This is a genomic window from Thermobifida sp., from assembly GCF_017577275.1.
GTDB classification, from domain to species: Bacteria; Actinomycetota; Actinomycetes; order Streptosporangiales; family Streptosporangiaceae; genus Thermobifida; species Thermobifida fusca.
The window spans coordinates 1-17,291 of sequence record NZ_PITY01000031.1 but is presented as its reverse complement, the minus strand read 5'-3'; the positions used below and the strand labels follow the sequence as shown (position 1 = coordinate 17,291).

Genomic DNA, 17,291 nt, shown 5'->3' with positions numbered 1-17,291 from the left:
CCCGCAACCGCACCGAAGGGTCACAGAGCAGAAAAGTCCGCCAGCTTCGGGGATTCGCGGGCCAGATCCCGCGAATCCCCCTAGCATTCTGGGACGTGGCAACGGACCGTACGGGGGGAGCACATCATCATGTCGGCGGGCTACGGAGGACGGCACCAGCGGAATCGCACCCAGGCCAGCGGTGACCGCCACCGGCGCCGCGAAGTCGAACCGATCCGGGGGCGCCGCGACGAGCAGCGGCTCGCAGAGGAACTCCTCCGCTTGGACGGCGCCTCCTACGGCCGCTACCGGGCCCTCACCGGCGACTGGGACTTCGGCGACTTCACCCTCACCGTGCAGAAGGTCCAGGCCGACCCTTTCGCCCCGCCGTCCCGCATCCTGGTCCGCATCCCCGCGGCGACCGCGGGAATGCCGGAGCACGCCTGGCGCGACCCGGTGCGGCGCCGCGCCACCGCCGACTACCTGGCCCGCCGGGCGCGGCAGGTGCTGCGCGGCACCCGGATCCGTATCGACGCGGGAGGCCAGCAGGTAGTGGAGCGCTCCTCCTGCCAGATCCGCGACGGCGCCGTCGAGCTGCGGCTCGGCCTGGAACTGCCCGGGCACGGGCGCCGCATCGACGGGCGCGCCGCGCGGCACGCGCTGTGCGACACCGTGCCCGACCTGGTCGACGCCCTGTGTTGGGAGGCGCTGGACACCGCGGACGCCACAGCGTTCGCGGACAGTGTCGCCGACACGGTGGCGCTCCGCGACCGCCTGTCCGAGCTGGGGCTCGTGGCTTTCGTGGGCGACGGCGCGATCCTGCCCCGCATCAGCGGGATCAGCGACCTGCCGCTGCGGGACGCGGTCCCCTTCACCTCCCCGGAGAGCCTGCGCGTCACCGTGGACCTGCCGCACCGGGGCACGGTGACCGGGATGGGCATCCCCGAGGGGATCACGCTCATCGTCGGCGGCGGGTTCCACGGCAAATCCACCCTGCTGCACGCGCTGGAGCGCGGCGTCTACGACCACATCCCCGGGGACGGCCGCGAACTCGTCGTCACCCGCGCCGACGCGGTGAAGATCCGTGCGGAAGAAGGGCGGAGCGTGGTCCGCACCGACATCAGCGCTTTCGTCCGCACCCTGCCCACCGGGGCCGACACCAGCGACTTCAGCACCGAGAACGCGTCCGGCTCCACGTCGCAGGCCGCGAATATCGCGGAAGCGCTGGAAGCGGGCACCTCGGTGCTGCTGATCGACGAGGACACGACAGCCACCAACCTGATGGTCCGCGACGAGCGCATGCAGCAACTGGTGCATGGCGACCGCGAGCCCCTCACCCCGTTCGTGGACCTTGTCCGGCCCCTCCACCGGGTCCACGGCGTGTCCACCGTCCTGGTCATGGGCGCCAGCGGCGACTACTTCGACGTCGCCGACCACGTGGTCATGCTGGACACCTACCGTGCCTACGACGTCACCAAGCAGGCTCAGTCGCTCGCCCGGCCGCGCCAGGACGCCCCGTTCACTGTCCCCGCGCGCCGCGTGCCTGACCCCGCGTCGATCAGCGCCGCGGCCCGCGGCCGCACCCGGATCAAACGGCGCGACATGGACGTGCTCACCTTCGGGGAATCCGACATCGACCTGCGGTTCCTCTCCCAACTGGTCGACCCCGCCCAGGTGATCGGTATCGGACTGGCGCTGCGCGCCCTGGTGGAAGAGGGGCTGGTCGACGGGAAACGGACGCTCAGCCAAGCCTTGGACGTGCTGGAAGAACGGCTCCGCGACCACGGCGTCACTTTTGTGGGGCGCGGCTACTATGGCGACTACGCGGCGGTCCGCCGCCAGGAGATCGCTGCGGCCCTCAACCGGCTACGAGGCCTCAAAATTCACCGACAGTGCTAAAACGGAAATAGGGCAGTAAGGTGCCTGGTTATTGCCGTTGAGGCATGTATGGCCAGTCAGTTGTGGATCGGTATCCTGAAGACCCGATCACACGGATGAGCGTGAGAACGGAGACCCGTCCAGGTGCGAGATCCCGCTGATCTCTACGAGCTTCGATCTGACCTTCCGGAACTGTCCGAGCCAGTCATGCTGGTGTCGCTGGACGGTTTCGTGGATGCAGGCGCGGCCGGAAAACAGGCGGTGGCGACCCTCCTCGACGGTCTGCAGCACACCGAGCTCGCCACTTTCGACATCGACGGGCTCCTGGACTACCGGTCCCGTCGACCGGTCATGATCTTCAACGAGACCACCTGGGTGAGCTACGCCGAGCCGAAGCTCTCCCTGACTCTGCTCCACGACCTGGAGGGCACCCCCTTCCTGCTGCTGCACGGCCTGGAGCCGGACCGCCGCTGGGAGGGCTTCACCGCGGCAGTGCGGCAACTGGTCGAGCGCCTGTCGGTCCGGTTGACCGTCTGCTTCTACGGCATCCCCATGGCGGTGCCGCACACCCGTCCCGTGACGGCGACACCCCACGCCACCCGCCCCGAGCTCGTCACCGAGCACACGCCGTGGGTCGGCCGGATCCAAGTGCCGGGCAACATCATGTCGCTGCTGGAGTACCGGCTGGGGCAGGCCGGGCACGACGTCATCGGCTACGCCGTGCACGTGCCGAGCTACCTCGCCCAGTCCGAGTACCCACGCGCCGGGCTCACGGTCCTGGAGTACATCGCGCGCGTTACCGGGCTGGTGCTGCCCACCGAGAAGCTCGCTGAGGAGGCGACCCGGGTCGACGGCGAGATCAACCGGCAAGTGGAGGCATCCGAGGAAGTCCAGCGCGTGGTCCGCAACCTGGAGGCCCAGTACGACAACTTCATGGCCGTCCACAACGGGCTCGATGTCGATGCGCTCCTCGCCGGAGACGAGTCGCGGCTGCCCACCGCGGACGAGCTGGGGGCGGAACTGGAGCGTTTCCTCGCCGAGCACGGCCGCGGCTCCGCGGAACACGACCGCGGCTCTGAGGGATAGAGTCCCTTCGTGCTCTACCAGTTCATCTTCCACACCCTGCTTCGCCGTGTTGATGCAGAACGCGCCCATCGGGTGAGTTTCGCCGGGCTGCGCGCCCTCGCCGCGGTGCCCGGCACGACCCGTCTGATGCGCCGCGTGCTAGGGCCGCGCGAGCCCGAGCTGCGGGTGCGCGTGTTCGGCCGGGAATTCCCTGGACCGCTGGGGCTGGCCGCGGGGTTCGACAAGAACGCCCGCGGTGTGGCCGCGCTCACCGCACTGGGGTTCAGCCACGTCGAAATCGGGACGGTGACCGGCCAGCCGCAGCCGGGAAACCCCCGGCCCCGGCTGTTCCGCCTGGTCGCGGACCGCGCCATCGTGAACCGGATGGGCTTCAACAACGAGGGCTCGCAGGCGGTGTCGGAGCGGCTGCGCGCCCACCGCGCCCGCCGGGCCCGCGACCTCATCGTCGGGGTCAACATCGGCAAGACCAAGGTGGTCCCGGACAGTGACGCTGTCGCCGACTATGTGACGAGCGCACGCCGGTTCGCGGACCTCGCCGACTACCTGGTGGTGAATGTCAGTTCGCCGAACACGCCGGGCCTGCGGGACTTGCAGGCCACGGAACGGCTGCGGCCGCTGCTGAGCGCGGTGCGCCGCACCCTCGACGAGGCGGGACGCCCCGACCTGCCGCTCCTGGTCAAGATCGCCCCTGACCTGGCTGACGAGGACATCGACGCGGTGGCGGACCTGGCCGTGGAGCTGGGTTTGGACGGCATCATCGCCACCAACACCACGGTGTCCCGCGACGGCTTGGCCACTGACCCGGAGGAGGTGGCCGCGCTCGGCGCGGGCGGCCTGTCGGGGGCGCCGTTGAAGGAGCGTGCCCTGCAGGTGCTGCGCCGTCTGCGCGCCCGGGTGGGGGACCGGCTCGTCCTCATCGCGGTCGGCGGGATCGAGACCCCGGAGGACGCGTGGGCGCGGATCCGGGCCGGGGCCACGCTCGTCCAGGGCTACACCGGTCTCATCTACGGGGGGCCGCTGTGGCCGCGCCGCATCCACCGCGGGGTGGCCGCGTTGGCCCGCCGTGACGGTTTCGCGTCGATCGCTGAGGCGGTCGGCGTGGACGTGGACCCTAGCGCCAAACCGTCGACGGCCTCCTCCTAGCCGCCGGGCGCTGGCTGCGGTCTCCGCTGGCTGCCGTGCAGCACAGACCCCTGACGGGCGCTGCCGCGGGTCAGGGGTCTGTCCGTGTCCTGCGCGGGCAGCGGGCTAGAACTCGAGCGGGGGGAAGTCGAGTTCGCCGGGGTCTGCTCCCACGCGGCGGCAGGTGTGCGCGGCGACCCGGTGGGCGTGTGCCACGCACACGGTGAGCTGGGCGTCGGTGAGGGCGGCCAGCCGCTCGCGCCCGTCTGCCCCCAAGGCTCCGGCTTGGCCGAGGGCATCAAGCAGTCCGGCGCAGAACGCGTCCCCGGCGCCGATGCTGTCGACGACGTCGACCGGTTCCGGCGCCACGGACAGCGGCCGGTCCTCGCGGCCCCGCACCAGTACGAGCGTCTGGTCGCCGCCGCAGGTGATGGTGATCAGGCTCGGTCCGCGGCGCAACCACGACCGGCCGACCTCCACGAGCAGGTCAGCAGACCCGGTCGCGGGGTCCTGCTCGTACAGCCAGTACACGTCTTCGTCGCTGACTTTCACCAGGTCGGCGAGGGCGACTTGGCGTTCTACCCGTTCGCGGGCGCTCGCCGGGGTCCCGGCGAGGGCGGGGCGGATGTTGGGGTCGTAGCTGATCACCGCGCGGCCGCGCTGCCGGGCCACCCACTCTTCCACCACGGCCGCGCCCGGCGGCATCGCCATCGCCAGGGAGCCCACGTGGATGGCGGTCACGTCGTCGGCGAGCGGGTCGGGCAGCTCTTCGGGCCGCCACTGCCAGTCGACGGTGCCTTTGACGTAGAAGTCGTAGGTGGCGCGGCCGGTCTCGTCAAGGGTGGCGATAGCCAGGGTGGTGGGCTCGTCGGAGACGACGATGTCGCGGGTGCTGACCCCGCGGGATCCCACATAGGCGCGCAACTGCTGGCCGAAGCGGTCGGTGCTCATCCGGGCGAGTAGGGACGACGGCACGCCGAGCCGGGCCAGTGCCACCGCGGTGTTGGCGGGTGCCCCACCCGGGACGGAACGGTAGGTGCCGCTCTCCGAGCTGATGAGGTCGATGAGTGCTTCGCCTACGACGGTGATCAACGACAAGTCCTTCCGGGACAAGCGGGCTGGGGCACTGTGCGAGGGAGTAGTATCCCGCCCTTCCGGGGCGCTGACAACGCGGCAGCTCAGGAAAGAGAAACGGGAGCGCGGAGAGGGCCCGCGCTCCCGTGAGGGTGGGGAAGCTTTACAGGGAGTTCAGTGCTTCCTCCGCCGCCTTCTTCATGATCTCTTCCACATCGTCGAAGCTCTGCGGCGGCTCATTGGAGTTGAAGTTGCTGACGCTCCACTCCACGGAGATGTTGATGTTGTCCTGGCGGATCAGGACGGTGGTGCGGTTGCCGGGGGAGATGATCTCCTCGGAGGCGAAGATGAGCACCGACTCGCTGCCGTAGTTGAGCTCCTGCTCTTCGATGACTTCCAGGTCGAAGATGGAGCCTTCTTCGTCGGTGGCGTAGTCGTAGTTGAACGCGTAGTCGTCCTTGGCCGCCTCAACCGAGTCGGAGCCGCCGTAGGGGGTGGAGTATTCGACGGTCAGCGTGCCGTAGAGGCCGTCCACCTCGGTGCTCCAACTGCACGTGGCCGAGTTGTCGGTGATGTTCTTCCGGCTGCTGGAGGCACCGAACTCTTCGAGGGTGCCTTCGGAGAGGACCGAGCACGGGTCTTCCGGCGGGGAGTAGGGGGGACCGCCCGAGGGGCCGGTGTTGCCGCCAGTGTCGTCGCCCGTGTCGTCGTCCGGGGCGTCCGTCTGTCCCGTGTCTTCGGTCTGCTCGGTGGTCTGGGGAGTGTCGGCGACCGGGGCACGGTCGTTGCCGCCCCGGTTGAACAGTACGACGATCACCGCGATGACCAGCACGACGATGACGACACCGCCGGCGATGACGATCCACAGTCCCGCGTTGTTCTTCCGGGGTTGCTGGGGGGTCTGAGCGTGGTACTGCGGCGGGTAGGGAGGCTGGTTGGGGTATTGCGGCATGCCGCCCTGGCTGGGGTAGGGACCCGATCCGTACCCCATGGCCTGCTGTCCGCCGGAACCCCCGTCCCCGTAGGGGGCCTGGTAGGGGCCGCTGTGATAGCTGGGCTGTCCCCCGGTGTTGGGATCGGGCTGCCCGCCCTGGGGGCCGTAGGAGCCTCCGTACGGTCCGGGCTGTCCTCCTGGGTTGCCCTCGCCACCGGGGTACTGAGGTGGCTGGGTGTAGGGTCCGTTGTCGCTCATGACTCCCCTCGCGCCGGCTTGGTTATGTCAGGACTGAGACGCGTGTTGACTCTCTCATGGTTCCGATGCTGGTGGTCCCGGGACCGCTGGGACGGCTCGACCGGGGCGAAGTCCTGCGCTCATGACAAAGCGTTGAGATCTTATCCCTCCATAAGAATGTGGGCAGCGTCCCCCTTCCGGGGGGAAAGGAGGGGAATCGTCACCCTTTTGGAACACAGGACTGCTGCTCGGTACCGGATCGTTGCGCGATCGCTATCGACCTGAGGGGAGCGCGGATGGCCGGAAACGGCCAAAACGGCGGACCGGGGCCGGCCTGCGGCGGCGGAAACGGTGCGTGGTCCGGCTGCAACGTGGAGAAACGCAGGGTTCGTCGATGTGATCCGTAGTTGCCGGGGTCAAACCTGTTTGGCCGAACCAGGCTGTTTCATGGGAAGACTTGGGGTTTGAGACGTATGGTGAGGGCGCTGGGGGAGAGGGAGACTACAGGGGGCTAAGAATGCCGTCCCGCGGGGAGCCACCCGAACACGGGTTCTTCGAGTGGCTCGTCTTCCTCACCGCAATCGGGGTGATGCTGTCGATCTGTGTCGGGTGCACGGCGTGGCTGTACGCCCCCCTGTTCACCGGGTGACCTACGGGCCGGGGCGCGGCGCCCGCCTGCGGGAGCGGACACCGCACCCCAGGGGTGTGCGCTCAGAACATCGAGATGTGCACGTGGTCGTAGTGGTTCTCGGTGATGCTGCCGCGGTCGGCCATGCGGCGCCACCCGTCGTTGCGGCGGATGTCCCAGATCTCTTGCCGCCAGATGACGTACATGATGCCGAGGTCTTCGGCGTGCTCCACGGCCCAGTCAGCGATGGCTTGCCCGTGCGCCTGCTGTTCCGGGGTGGGCATCTGCCCGTGGGCGTTGACCATGAAGTCGCAGGCCCGCCCCTTGGGGTGTTCGCCGACGACCCAGCCGCCGTTCGGGCGGTAGCAGCCCACACCGCCGTTCTCGTCGTTGCGGCCGAATTTCTCGATGATGAGGTCGCGCATCTGGCGGGTGCGCGGCGTGAGGTTGTCCGGCGGGGTCATCTCCTGCACTGGGTATTTGGCGATGAGCCTGCGGACTTCCCACCGGCGTTCTTCGAGCTCTTCGAGGTCGGCTTCGGCCTCTTCCAGTTTCTCTTCGGCGTTGGCCTGCGCTTTTTCGTCCCGCTCCATCGCTTCGAGCAGGTAGGAGATCTTGTCGTTGTTGGTGTGGGACAGGTGGTCGACGATGGAGACGGTGTCGATGATCTCCTGCGGGTTGGGGTCGAGCAGGATGCTCAGCGCCGGGTCGAGGCCGTTGCTGGTGTAGGTGGCCACCGCGAGGTAGCGGACTTGTTCGCGGGCTTCGTCGACTTCTTTGCGCGTGGCGTCGGCGCGTTCTTTGGCCGCTTCGGCTTCTTCGAGGACGGCTTCCATGTCGCGGAGTTCGCCGCGGTACTCCTCGCTGAGCTTGTCGGCCCGCTCCAGCAGCGAGTCGAGGCTTTCTGCGGGCGCCACGGGAGCGGCGGGCGCTGCCTCCGCCCGGGGGGCGGTGTGCACGGACAGGAAGGCCGTGACGAGAATGAGGGAGAGCACCGCGGCCGCGAAGGAGAGCCGCTGCGGGCCGTTGACACGGGGGGCGAACAGTTCGGCGAGGTCAGCCAGGTGGTCGCGCCAGGTCCCGTCGGTGGGGTCGGGCGCCCAGAAATCGGCGTAGGGATCGGTGTGACCGTCGCCGCGTGAATGCTTGGACAGCATTTCTTCGCTCCTCGGTAGCCACAGAGGTCCCGCGTGCGGGGTTTACCGGGTGTGAGGGAAGCGGGTCCCCTGCTCCTGGGGTAAGGCCGGAGGCCGCTCGTGGGGTGTGTGGGGGAACAGGCGGCCGGACATTGCTCGGCTGAACTGAGTGTAGGCGGCTTTGCCGCGGAAAACAGACACCTGTCGCGATCTCCCAGTTTCGGGAGGTAAAGGAAAAATCGCTAATTTCTACCTGTATTATGGGTTTTAGGGGCGTCTGGAGGTCCCGGCGGGATACGGGGGGACAGCCTCCCCGGCCGCAACCGCGCCGACCGGAGGTGGTATTGGTGCGGGACTGTCATGTCGAAGCATGCGACTCCTTCGGGGGGAAACGTGATCAACGCTGTGGACCTCCATAAGGTCTACCAGCTCAAGGGGCGTGAGGTGGTCGCTTTACGCGGTGTCAGCCTCCACGTGCCGCAGGGGGAGATCTACGGCGTCGTCGGGCCGAGCGGTGCAGGGAAGAGCACGCTGCTCCGCTGCATCAACCTCCTGGAACGCCCGGATCGAGGCGAAATCTGGGTTGATGGGAGAAATCTCACTGCGCTGCCCCCACCCCAGTTGCGCGCGGCCCGACGCGGGATCGGCATGATCCACCAGCATTTCGCGCTGCTGTCCTCCCGCACGGTCGCGGGCAACGTCGCCTTTCCCCTGGAGATCGCGGGAGTGCCCCGGGCCGAGCGGCGCCGCCGGGTCGCTGAACTGCTGGAGCTGGTGGGCCTGGCCGACAAGGCCGCGGCGTACCCGGCCCAGCTCTCCGGCGGGCAGAAGCAGCGGGTGGGGATCGCCCGCGCGCTCGCCCCGCGCCCCACGGTGCTGCTCTCGGACGAGGCCACCTCGGCTTTGGACCCGGCGACCACGGCCTCCATCCTCGACCTGCTGCGCGACCTCAACCGCGAGCTGGGGCTGACCATCCTGCTGATCACCCACGAGATGGACGTGGTCAAACGGATCTGCGACGCCGTGGCGATCATGGACCGCGGCTCGGTGGTCGAAACGGGGCGGACCGTGGACCTGCTGCGCACCCCCGGGTCGCTGTTGGCGCGGTCGCTGTTCGCACCCCCGCCCGTCTCCGGGGACGGCGTGGTCACGCTGACCTGGGTGGACCAGGCCGAGGAACCGCTCATCTCCCAGCTCACCCGGCTCTTCGACGTGGACGTCAGCATCCTCGGCGGGGCGTTGGAGGAGGTTGCCGGGCATGCCGTGGGCCGGCTCACCGTCCGGATCACCGGGGAGCGCAGCGCGGAGGCGCTCACGTACCTGACCGACCGCAACGTGCTGGTTGAGGAGGTCCCATGACCGGATGGTTGGACGGGCTGGTGGAGCGCTGGCCGCAGATGGGGCCGAACCTGTGGTGGGGCACCCTGGACACCCTTTACATGGTGGGGTGGTCCACGTTCTTCACCGCACTGTTCGGACTGCCGCTCGGGGTGCTGCTGGTCACCACGGACGAGCGCGGCCTCACCCCTGCCCCGGCGGTGCGGGCCCTGCTCAGCGCGGTGGTCAACGTGGGGCGCTCCCTGCCGTTCATCGTGCTGATGGTGGCGGTGCTCTCCCTGACCAGGCTGCTCACCGGGACCACGCTGGGGCCGACCGCCGCCATCGTCCCGCTGAGCATCGGCGCCATCCCGTTCTACGCGCGGCTCGTGGAGACCGCGCTGCGTGAAGTGGGCCGCGACGTGGTCGACGCAGCGCAGGCGATGGGGGCGCGCCGGATCGTCATCGTCGGCAAGGTCCTGCTGCCCGAAGCGCTGCCCGGGCTGATCGCCGGACTGGTGATGACGGTGGTCACGCTCGTCTCGTACTCGGCCATGGCCGGGGCGATCGGCGGCGGCGGGCTCGGCGACCTCGCGATCCGCTACGGCTACCAGCGTTTCGACGACTACTACCTGTGGGCCACGGTCATCCTGCTGGTCCTCGTGGTCCAGGTGGTGCAGAGCGTCGGCGATGTGCTCGTCCGCCGGGTGTCCCACCGGTGAGGCGAGGGCTCGGTCCCCGCATGGGCCGAGCCGACCAGGAATGTTCCATCGAAAGGAGAGGGGCAGGGAATGCGCAAGGCGTTTGCGGCCCTGGGAGCAGTGGCACTGGCCGCGACACTGGCGGCGTGCGGGGCACCCAGCGAGACGGCGCGCAACGGGGGAGCCGACCAGGAGGGGCTGACCACGCTGCGGGTCGGGGTCAACCCGGTGCCGCACGGGGAGATCCTCCGGTACGTCCAGGAGAACCTCGCCGCGGATGCGGGGCTCAACCTGGAGATCGTGGAGATCGCCGACTACAACCAGCCCAACCAGCAACTGGCCCAGGGGGAGCTGAACGCCAACTACTTCCAGCACCGCACGTTCCTGGAAGAGTGGCAGAAGGCCAACCCGGGCGACGAGCTCGTCTACGTCAGCGACGTGCACGTGGAGCGGCTGGGGCTGTATTCGAGGAAGCACGAGAGCTCGGCGGACCTGCCGGAGGGCGCCGAGATCGCGGTGCCCAACGACGCGGCCAACCTGGACCGCGCGCTGCGGACGCTGGAAGCCGAAGGGCTGATCACGGTGGACCCGGAGGCCGGGGCGCTGGCGACCGAGTCCGACATCACCGACAACCCCCGCGGGATTACGGTCACGCCGTTGGAGGCGGCCCAGTTGCCGCGGTCGCTGGACGATGTGGACGCCGCAGTGGTCAACGGCAACTACGCGATCGAGGCGAACCTGACCGAGACCGCGAACGAGCTCGCCTGGGAGCCCAGCGACTCCCCGGACTACATCGAGAAGTACGCCAACGGGCTGGTGGTCCGGGCTGAGGACGTGGACGATCCGGCGATCCGCACGCTCAGCGAACTGCTGCGCAGCGACGAGGTGCGCGAGTACATCGAGCAGACGTGGCAGGGCGTGGTCTACCCGGTCGGCGACCGGGAGTGAGCCGCGGCTGACCGTGCAGCGTGGCGCAGTGCCGCCTGGTTTTTCTGGAAAACCAGGCGGTTTTTTCGTTTTCTGCGGGGGCGCAAGACTTTTCAGGTAACGGTTGTATTTCGCAGGCGCGGTCTGGGATTGACGGATCACAGTGGTGTGGGCCACGCTCTTGGGAGCGCTCCCATGCGGGGGATCACACGGGACGCGCAGTAAGACATTCCCACTTTGAGCGAGGGGTCGCACATGCGAACTTTTCACCGTCGGTACTGGAAGACGACCGCTGCGATGCTGGGCGTAGTGGCGCTTCTCGGCACCTCTGCGTGTAGCGGCGACGATGAAGCCGACAGCGACGGCAAGATCACTCTGACCGTCGACACGTTCGGGGTCTTCGGGTACGACGAGCTCTTCGAGCAGTACATGGAGGAGAACCCGAACATCATCATCAAGGAGAACAACGTCACCGACCTGCACGCCGACTACGTGCCCCAGCTCCAGCAGAACATTGCGGCGGGCAGCGGCGCCGGTGACATCGTCGCCATCGAGGAAGGTATCGTCCAGCAGTTCTTCCTCAGCCAGGGCGACAACTTCGTCGACCTCGCCGAGTACGGCGCGGAGGAGCTGAAGGACAACTTCCTGCCCTGGAAGTGGGAGATGGGCAAGGGCCCGAACGGGGAGATCCTCGGCCTCGGCACCGACATCGGTGGCATGAGCATGTGCTACAACAAGACGCTCTTCGAGGACGCGGGCCTGCCCACCGACCGGGAAGAGGTCAGCGCGAGCTGGGAGACCTGGGACGACTTCATCGAGGTCGGTAAGAAGTTCCAGGAAGCCCAGACCGGCGCCTCCTTCATCTCCACGACCGTCCCCTACTTCAGCGCCGTCAACGCCCAGGGCGGCACCCACACCTTCTTCGACGAGGACAACAACCTCGTCGCGGAGACCAACCCGGTCATCCTGGAGAGCTGGGACCTCATGGTGCGGATGGTCGAGGAAGGCCTCTCGGCCAACCTGCCGATGTGGTCTGACGAGTGGAACGCCGGTATCCAGAACAACGTCTTCGCCACCCTGCCCTGCCCGGCCTGGATGCTCGGCCACATCGAGAACACCGCGGGCGAGAGCGGCCGCGACCAGTGGGATGTCGCGAGCGTCCCTGGCAACGGTGGTAACTGGGGCGGCTCCTGGCTGGCAGTGACCACCCAGAGCAAGCACCCTGAGGAGGCCGCGAAGCTGGCCATGTTCCTCACCAGCCCCGAGGGCCAGATCTCCGCGTGGAACGCCGCCAACACCCTGCCGTCCTCGCCGAAGGCCCTGGACGACCCGGCGGTCACCGAGTTCACCCGCGACTACTTCAACGAGGCCCCGGTCGGCAAGATCTACGCCGAGACCGCCAAGGAGCTGAAGCCCGTCTACTACGGCATCCACCACGCCCAGGTGAGCGAGGAGTTCCGTAAGGCCCTCGAAGCCATGGAGCAGGGCCAGCTCTCTCCGGAAGAGGCCTGGCAGCAGGCGATCGACGGCGCCAAGCGGGCCTCGGGCCAGTAAGCCGTCCCGGAACTCACACGAACCGCGAGTGATGACGCGGACCCGTCCCGTTGCCTAGTCCTCGACGGACGCCCGCAACAGGACGGGTCCGCACACCCCGTACACCACAAATCCCCTAGCTGACGGCCCGTCCCCCGGCTCCCCCTCCTCCCTCTCCCGAATGGCGCGGGCGGGCCGTCCTCTCTTCCATCTGACATCTGACCTCTCACGGTGAGGAGAGCTTGACGTGACTCTTCTTAGGCGTGGCGCCGCCCCGCCCGGGGACAAGGAGGCGACCAGCCTTCCCCGACCCGGGAACGACGCCGTGACGGAGAGGGAGCGCAGGCAGATCTTCTGGACCCGAATGGATCTGCGGGTCACCCCTTATCTGTTCATCGCCCCCTTCTTCATCCTGTTCGCGATCTTCGGCCTGTTTCCGCTGCTCTACACCGTCTGGGTGTCGCTCCACGACTGGACGCTGCTCGGCGGAAACCAGGGGTTCAACTGGTTCGCGCACTACACCAGGCTCGTCCAGGACGCCAAGTTCTGGAACTCGCTGTACAACACCTTCGGCATCTTCGTCGTCGCGGTTGTTCCGCAGCTGCTCCTGGCCATGTACCTGGCCGACACGCTGAGCCGGAGGATCCGCGCGGTCAACTTCTTCCGCATGGGGCTCCTGCTGCCCTACCTCACCTCGATCGCTGCCGTGGCGATCGTCTTCTCCCAGCTGTTCGGTACCCAGTTCGGTCTCATCAACTACGTGCTGGGCTTCTTCGGCATCGACCCGATCAACTGGCAGGCAGGCCGGTTCTCCTCGTGGGTCGCGATCGCGGTGATGATCGACTGGCGCTGGACCGGCTACAACGCGCTGATCTACCTGGCGGCGATGTCGGCCATCCCCCGGGAGATCTACGAGGCCGCTGCCATTGACGGGGCGTCGCGCATGCGGCAGTTCTGGCAGATCACCATCCCCATGCTGCGGCCCACCATCATCTTCACCGTCATCGTCTCCACGATCGGCCAGATGCAGCTCTTCACTGAGCCGGTCATCTTCGGCGACGTGGCGGGCGGTACTCAAGGACAGTTCCAGACCACGATGATGCTGATCTTCGAGGAGGCGTTCCGCTTCAACAACTACGGGTACGGCTCCGCGATCGCCTGGACGCTATTCATGATCATCGTGGTGCTCAGCGCGCTGAACGCGCTGCTCACCAGCAAGATCAAGGGGGCATGATGGCTGCGACTTCGACCCCGTCTTCTCCGTCTGTGTCGGCAGTCCCCCAGTCCGCGAAGAAGCGGAAGCGGAAAAACGGCGGCAGCATCGGTATGCGGGAGGCGACCCCGCTCACCTACATCGGGCTGTCCCTCACCATCCTGCTGTCGGTCTTCCCCCTATGGTGGATGTTCGTCGTGGCCAGCCGCGACACTGCTGCCGCCTCAGCCCGTCCACCCTACCTGTGGCCCGGCGGGAATTTCCTGGAAAATCTGGAACGCCTGTTCGCGAACACCACCGCCAACTTCACGCTCGGTCTGCTCAACTCGACGATTTCCGCTACCGCCGTGGCGCTCTCGGTGGTGTTCTTCTCCTCGCTCGCCGGGTTCTCCCTGGCCAAGCTGCGCTTCAAGGGCCGCAACGTGGCCGCGGTCGGCGTTGTGCTGACCATGGCCGTGCCTGTGCAGATGGGAATCATCCCGCTGCTGATGCTCATGGAGTGGTTCGGCTGGCGCGGCCAGATCACCGCGATCATCGTGCCCTTCATGGTCAGCGGCTTCGGCGTGTTCATGATGCGCCAGTACTGCATCCAGGCGATCCCTGACGAACTGCTGGAAGCGGCGCGTATGGACGGCTGCTCCACGTTCCGCATCTACTGGAACGTGGTCCTTCCTGCCCTCCGCCCTGCGATGGTGGTGCTCGGCCTGCTGACGTTCATGACGCAGTGGAACGAGTTCACCTGGGCGCTGGCGGTGCTGACTCCCGCCAACCCGACCGTCCAGATCGCCATCAACCAGCTCAACCAGTCGGCGTACTCGCGTGACTTCGCGCTCATGTTCACCGGGTCCGTCGTCGCAACCCTCCCCCTGCTCATCCTGTTCTTCGTCCTCGGCCGTCAACTCATCGGCCGGATCATGGAAGGTGCCATTAAGTGACCTCGCAATCGACGACTCCTCTGGGCAATCTCGAGGAGACTCCCAAACCGGATATCCGCTTCCCGTCCGATTTCGTGTGGGGAGTGGCGACCGCTTCGTTCCAGATCGAAGGCTCCACCACGGCCGACGGCCGCGGCCCCAGCATCTGGGACACCTTCTGCGCCACTCCGGGCAAGGTCGAGAACGGCGACACGGGCGACCCTGCCTGCGACCACTACAACCGGTACCGCGATGACGTGGCCTTGATGCGGGAGCTGGGCGTGGGCGCCTACCGCTTCTCCATCGCCTGGCCGCGGATCCAGCCCGAGGGCAAGGGCACGCCCGTGGAGGCCGGGCTGGACTTCTACGACCGGCTTGTGGACTGCCTGCTGGAGGCCGGCATCGAGCCGTGGCCGACCCTCTACCACTGGGACCTGCCGCAGGCGCTGGAGGACGCGGGCGGCTGGCCCAACCGGGACACGGCCAAGCGGTTCGCCGACTACGCGGAGATCGTCTACCGCCGGCTCGGCGACCGGATCACCAACTGGAACACGCTCAACGAGCCGTGGTGCTCCGCGTTCCTGGGCTACGCCTCCGGCGTGCACGCCCCGGGCCGCCAGGAGCCGGCTGCTGCGCTGGCCGCCGCCCACCACCTGATGCTGGGCCACGGGCTGGCCGCTGCCGTGATGCGGGACTTGGCGGGCCAGGCCGGACGTTCCGTGCGGATCGGTGTCGCGCACAACCAGACCACGGTCCGTCCCTACACTGACAGTGAGGCCGACCGGGACGCTGCGCGCCGGATCGACGCCCTGCGGAACCGCATCTTCACCGAGCCGCTGGTGAAGGGCCGCTACCCGGAGGACCTGATCGAGGACGTCGCCGCGGTCACCGACTACAGCTTCGTCCAGGACGGCGACCTGAAGACCATCTCCGCCAACCTGGACATGATGGGCGTCAACTTCTACAACCCGAGCTGGGTGTCAGGCAACCGGGAGAACGGGGGCTCCGACCGGCTGCCCGACGAGGGCTACTCGCCGTCGGTCGGCAGCGAGCATGTCGTGGAGGTGGACCCCGGCCTGCCGGTGACCGCCATGGGCTGGCCGATCGACCCGACCGGGCTGTACGACACGCTGACCCGGCTGGCCAACGACTACCCGGGCCTGCCGCTGTACATCACCGAGAACGGCGCCGCCTTCGAGGACAAGGTGGTCGACGGCGCGGTGCACGACACCGAGCGGATCGCCTACCTGGACTCGCACCTGCGGGCCGCGCACGCCGCCATTGAGGCGGGCGTGCCGCTCAAGGGCTACTTCGCCTGGTCGTTCATGGACAACTTCGAGTGGGCCCTCGGGTACGGGAAGCGGTTCGGCATCGTGCACGTGGACTACGAGAGCCAGACGCGCACGGTGAAGGACAGCGGCTGGTGGTACTCCCGGGTGATGCGCAACGGGGGAATCTTCGGACAGGAATAGTCCGCCAGACCGAGAATAGATAGGTCAAAATCTCGCCGTCCCGGCGGCTTCCACGGTACAAACAAGGAGGATGCCGGGACGGCGCGGTCGTGGGTTGGGGGAACAAGGATGGAGCGTCGGCGACGTCCGACACTAGAGATGGTGGCCGCGTTGGCCGGGGTCGGCCGAGGCACGGTGTCTCGGGTGATCAACGGCTCTGACCAGGTCAGTCCGGCCACGCGAGAGGCCGTGAAGCGGGCGATCAAAGAGCTGGGCTACGTGCCGAACCGCGCAGCCCGCACCCTGGTCACCCGACGTACCGACACCGTAGCCCTGGTGGTGTCGGAAAACAACCAGAAGCTCTTCGCCGAACCCTTCTATGCCGGGATCGTGCTCGGCGTGGGGGTTGCTCTGTCCGAACGGGGATTCCAGTTCGTCCTGGCCACGGGCCGCTCCGGGATAGAGCATGAGCGGCTGGGCGGCTACCTGGCCGGACAGCACGTCGACGGGGTCCTCCTGCTGTCGCTCCACCGCGACGACCCGCTGCCGCAGATGCTGGACGAGGCCGGGGTGCCGTACGTCTACGGCGGCCGTCCGCTCGGCGTCCCCGAAGAACAGGTGTCCTATGTCGATATCGACAACATCGGCGGGGGACGCCAGGCCACCCAGCGGCTGATCGAGACCGGGCACCGGCGGATCGCTACGATCGCGGGCCCGCAGGACATGGTCGCTGGTGTGGAACGCCTCCAGGGGTACCGCGAAGCACTGCTCGCCGCGGGGATGGAGTACGACGAGACGCTGGTGAGCTACGGTGACTTCACCTACGACAGCGGGGTGGCCGCGATGCGGGAGCTGCTGGATCGGGCCCCCGACGTGGACGCCGTGTTCGCGGCCTCCGACTTGATGGGGCTGGCCGCGCTGCGGGTGCTGCGTGCTTCGGGCCGCCGCGTGCCCGAGGATGTGGCGGTGGGCGGCCACGACGACCCCACCGTAGCCGAGCACGCCGAACCGCCGATGACCAGCGTCAACCAGCCCCCCGAGCTGATGGGCCGGGGGATGGCCCGGCTGCTCGTGGGCCGGGTCACCGGGGAGACCCCCGAACCCGGGCGGCTGGGGGTGGGGAACCCTTTTTTGGTGGGGGGAACCCGGGGGGGGCCGCCA

General features: G+C 67.9%; 15 protein-coding genes. 12 read left to right on the top strand and 3 right to left on the bottom strand.

Going from position 1 to position 17,291, the window contains the following annotated elements:
• Positions 1 to 129: 129 nt before the first annotated feature.
• From CW348_RS14685 to CW348_RS14675, 3 genes are all read left to right on the top strand, one after another.
• Positions 130 to 1,878, top strand: coding sequence for an ATPase (locus tag CW348_RS14685; protein ID WP_011291372.1), 1,749 nt, complete (start codon positions 130 to 132; stop codon positions 1,876 to 1,878).
• 123 nt (positions 1,879 to 2,001) lie between these two features.
• Complete coding sequence (locus CW348_RS14680; protein ID WP_104612894.1) at positions 2,002 to 2,943, top strand: proteasome assembly chaperone family protein; 942 nt, start codon at positions 2,002 to 2,004, stop codon at positions 2,941 to 2,943.
• Between the two features lie 9 nt (positions 2,944 to 2,952).
• The gene (locus CW348_RS14675; RefSeq protein WP_011291374.1) at positions 2,953 to 4,086 is read left to right on the top strand and encodes a quinone-dependent dihydroorotate dehydrogenase; all 1,134 of its coding nucleotides are present in this window, start codon (positions 2,953 to 2,955) and stop codon (positions 4,084 to 4,086) included.
• A 105-nt stretch (positions 4,087 to 4,191) separates the two neighbouring features.
• On the opposite strand, the gene CW348_RS14670 is transcribed toward CW348_RS14675, so the two are convergent.
• Together CW348_RS14670 and CW348_RS14665 are read right to left on the bottom strand one after the other, a co-directional pair.
• On the bottom strand, positions 4,192 to 5,157 hold the full coding sequence (locus tag CW348_RS14670; RefSeq protein ID WP_011291375.1) for a carbohydrate kinase: 966 nt from the start codon (positions 5,155 to 5,157) through the stop codon (positions 4,192 to 4,194).
• Positions 5,158 to 5,302: 145 nt separating this feature from the next.
• Positions 5,303 to 6,331, bottom strand: coding sequence for a hypothetical protein (locus CW348_RS14665; RefSeq protein ID WP_011291376.1), 1,029 nt, complete (start codon positions 6,329 to 6,331; stop codon positions 5,303 to 5,305).
• Positions 6,332 to 6,827: 496 nt separating this feature from the next.
• Between CW348_RS14665 and CW348_RS14660 the strand changes: the two genes are divergently transcribed.
• Entirely contained in the window at positions 6,828 to 6,959 is a 132-nt protein-coding gene (locus CW348_RS14660) for a hypothetical protein (RefSeq protein ID WP_255266130.1), read from the top strand.
• A 62-nt stretch (positions 6,960 to 7,021) separates the two neighbouring features.
• Here CW348_RS14660 and CW348_RS14655 read toward each other — a convergent pair whose 3' ends face one another.
• Positions 7,022 to 8,095 (bottom strand): hypothetical protein, encoded by a 1,074-nt coding sequence (locus tag CW348_RS14655; RefSeq protein WP_011291377.1) that lies wholly within the window; start codon positions 8,093 to 8,095, stop codon positions 7,022 to 7,024.
• Between the two features lie 384 nt (positions 8,096 to 8,479).
• On the opposite strand from CW348_RS14655, the gene CW348_RS14650 reads away from it, so the two are divergent.
• The 8 genes from CW348_RS14650 to CW348_RS14615 all read left to right on the top strand — a co-directional run.
• Positions 8,480 to 9,433 (top strand): methionine ABC transporter ATP-binding protein, encoded by a 954-nt coding sequence (locus tag CW348_RS14650; protein ID WP_038043468.1) that lies wholly within the window; start codon positions 8,480 to 8,482, stop codon positions 9,431 to 9,433.
• Positions 9,430 to 10,113: a methionine ABC transporter permease gene (locus CW348_RS14645; protein ID WP_011291379.1), complete on the top strand. Its 684-nt coding sequence runs from the start codon at positions 9,430 to 9,432 to the stop codon at positions 10,111 to 10,113. Before CW348_RS14650 ends, CW348_RS14645 begins: the two co-directional genes overlap by 4 nt.
• 69 nt (positions 10,114 to 10,182) lie before the next feature.
• The gene (locus tag CW348_RS14640) at positions 10,183 to 11,040 is read left to right on the top strand and encodes a MetQ/NlpA family ABC transporter substrate-binding protein (RefSeq protein ID WP_011291380.1); all 858 of its coding nucleotides are present in this window, start codon (positions 10,183 to 10,185) and stop codon (positions 11,038 to 11,040) included.
• Positions 11,041 to 11,274: 234 nt separating this feature from the next.
• A complete protein-coding gene (locus CW348_RS14635; protein WP_081638427.1) occupies positions 11,275 to 12,573 on the top strand; it encodes an ABC transporter substrate-binding protein in 1,299 nt (432 codons plus the stop codon).
• Positions 12,574 to 12,916: 343 nt separating this feature from the next.
• A complete protein-coding gene (locus tag CW348_RS14630; protein WP_016188417.1) occupies positions 12,917 to 13,786 on the top strand; it encodes a carbohydrate ABC transporter permease in 870 nt (289 codons plus the stop codon).
• Complete coding sequence (locus CW348_RS14625; protein WP_011291383.1) at positions 13,786 to 14,700, top strand: carbohydrate ABC transporter permease; 915 nt, start codon at positions 13,786 to 13,788, stop codon at positions 14,698 to 14,700. The genes CW348_RS14630 and CW348_RS14625 overlap by 1 nt, the downstream gene beginning before the upstream one ends.
• 20 nt (positions 14,701 to 14,720) lie before the next feature.
• The gene (locus CW348_RS14620; protein ID WP_038043471.1) at positions 14,721 to 16,151 is read left to right on the top strand and encodes a GH1 family beta-glucosidase; all 1,431 of its coding nucleotides are present in this window, start codon (positions 14,721 to 14,723) and stop codon (positions 16,149 to 16,151) included.
• A 108-nt stretch (positions 16,152 to 16,259) separates the two neighbouring features.
• Positions 16,260 to 17,291 (top strand): LacI family DNA-binding transcriptional regulator (locus tag CW348_RS14615; protein WP_287464069.1); only part of this gene is annotated, 1,032 nt, incomplete at its 3' end.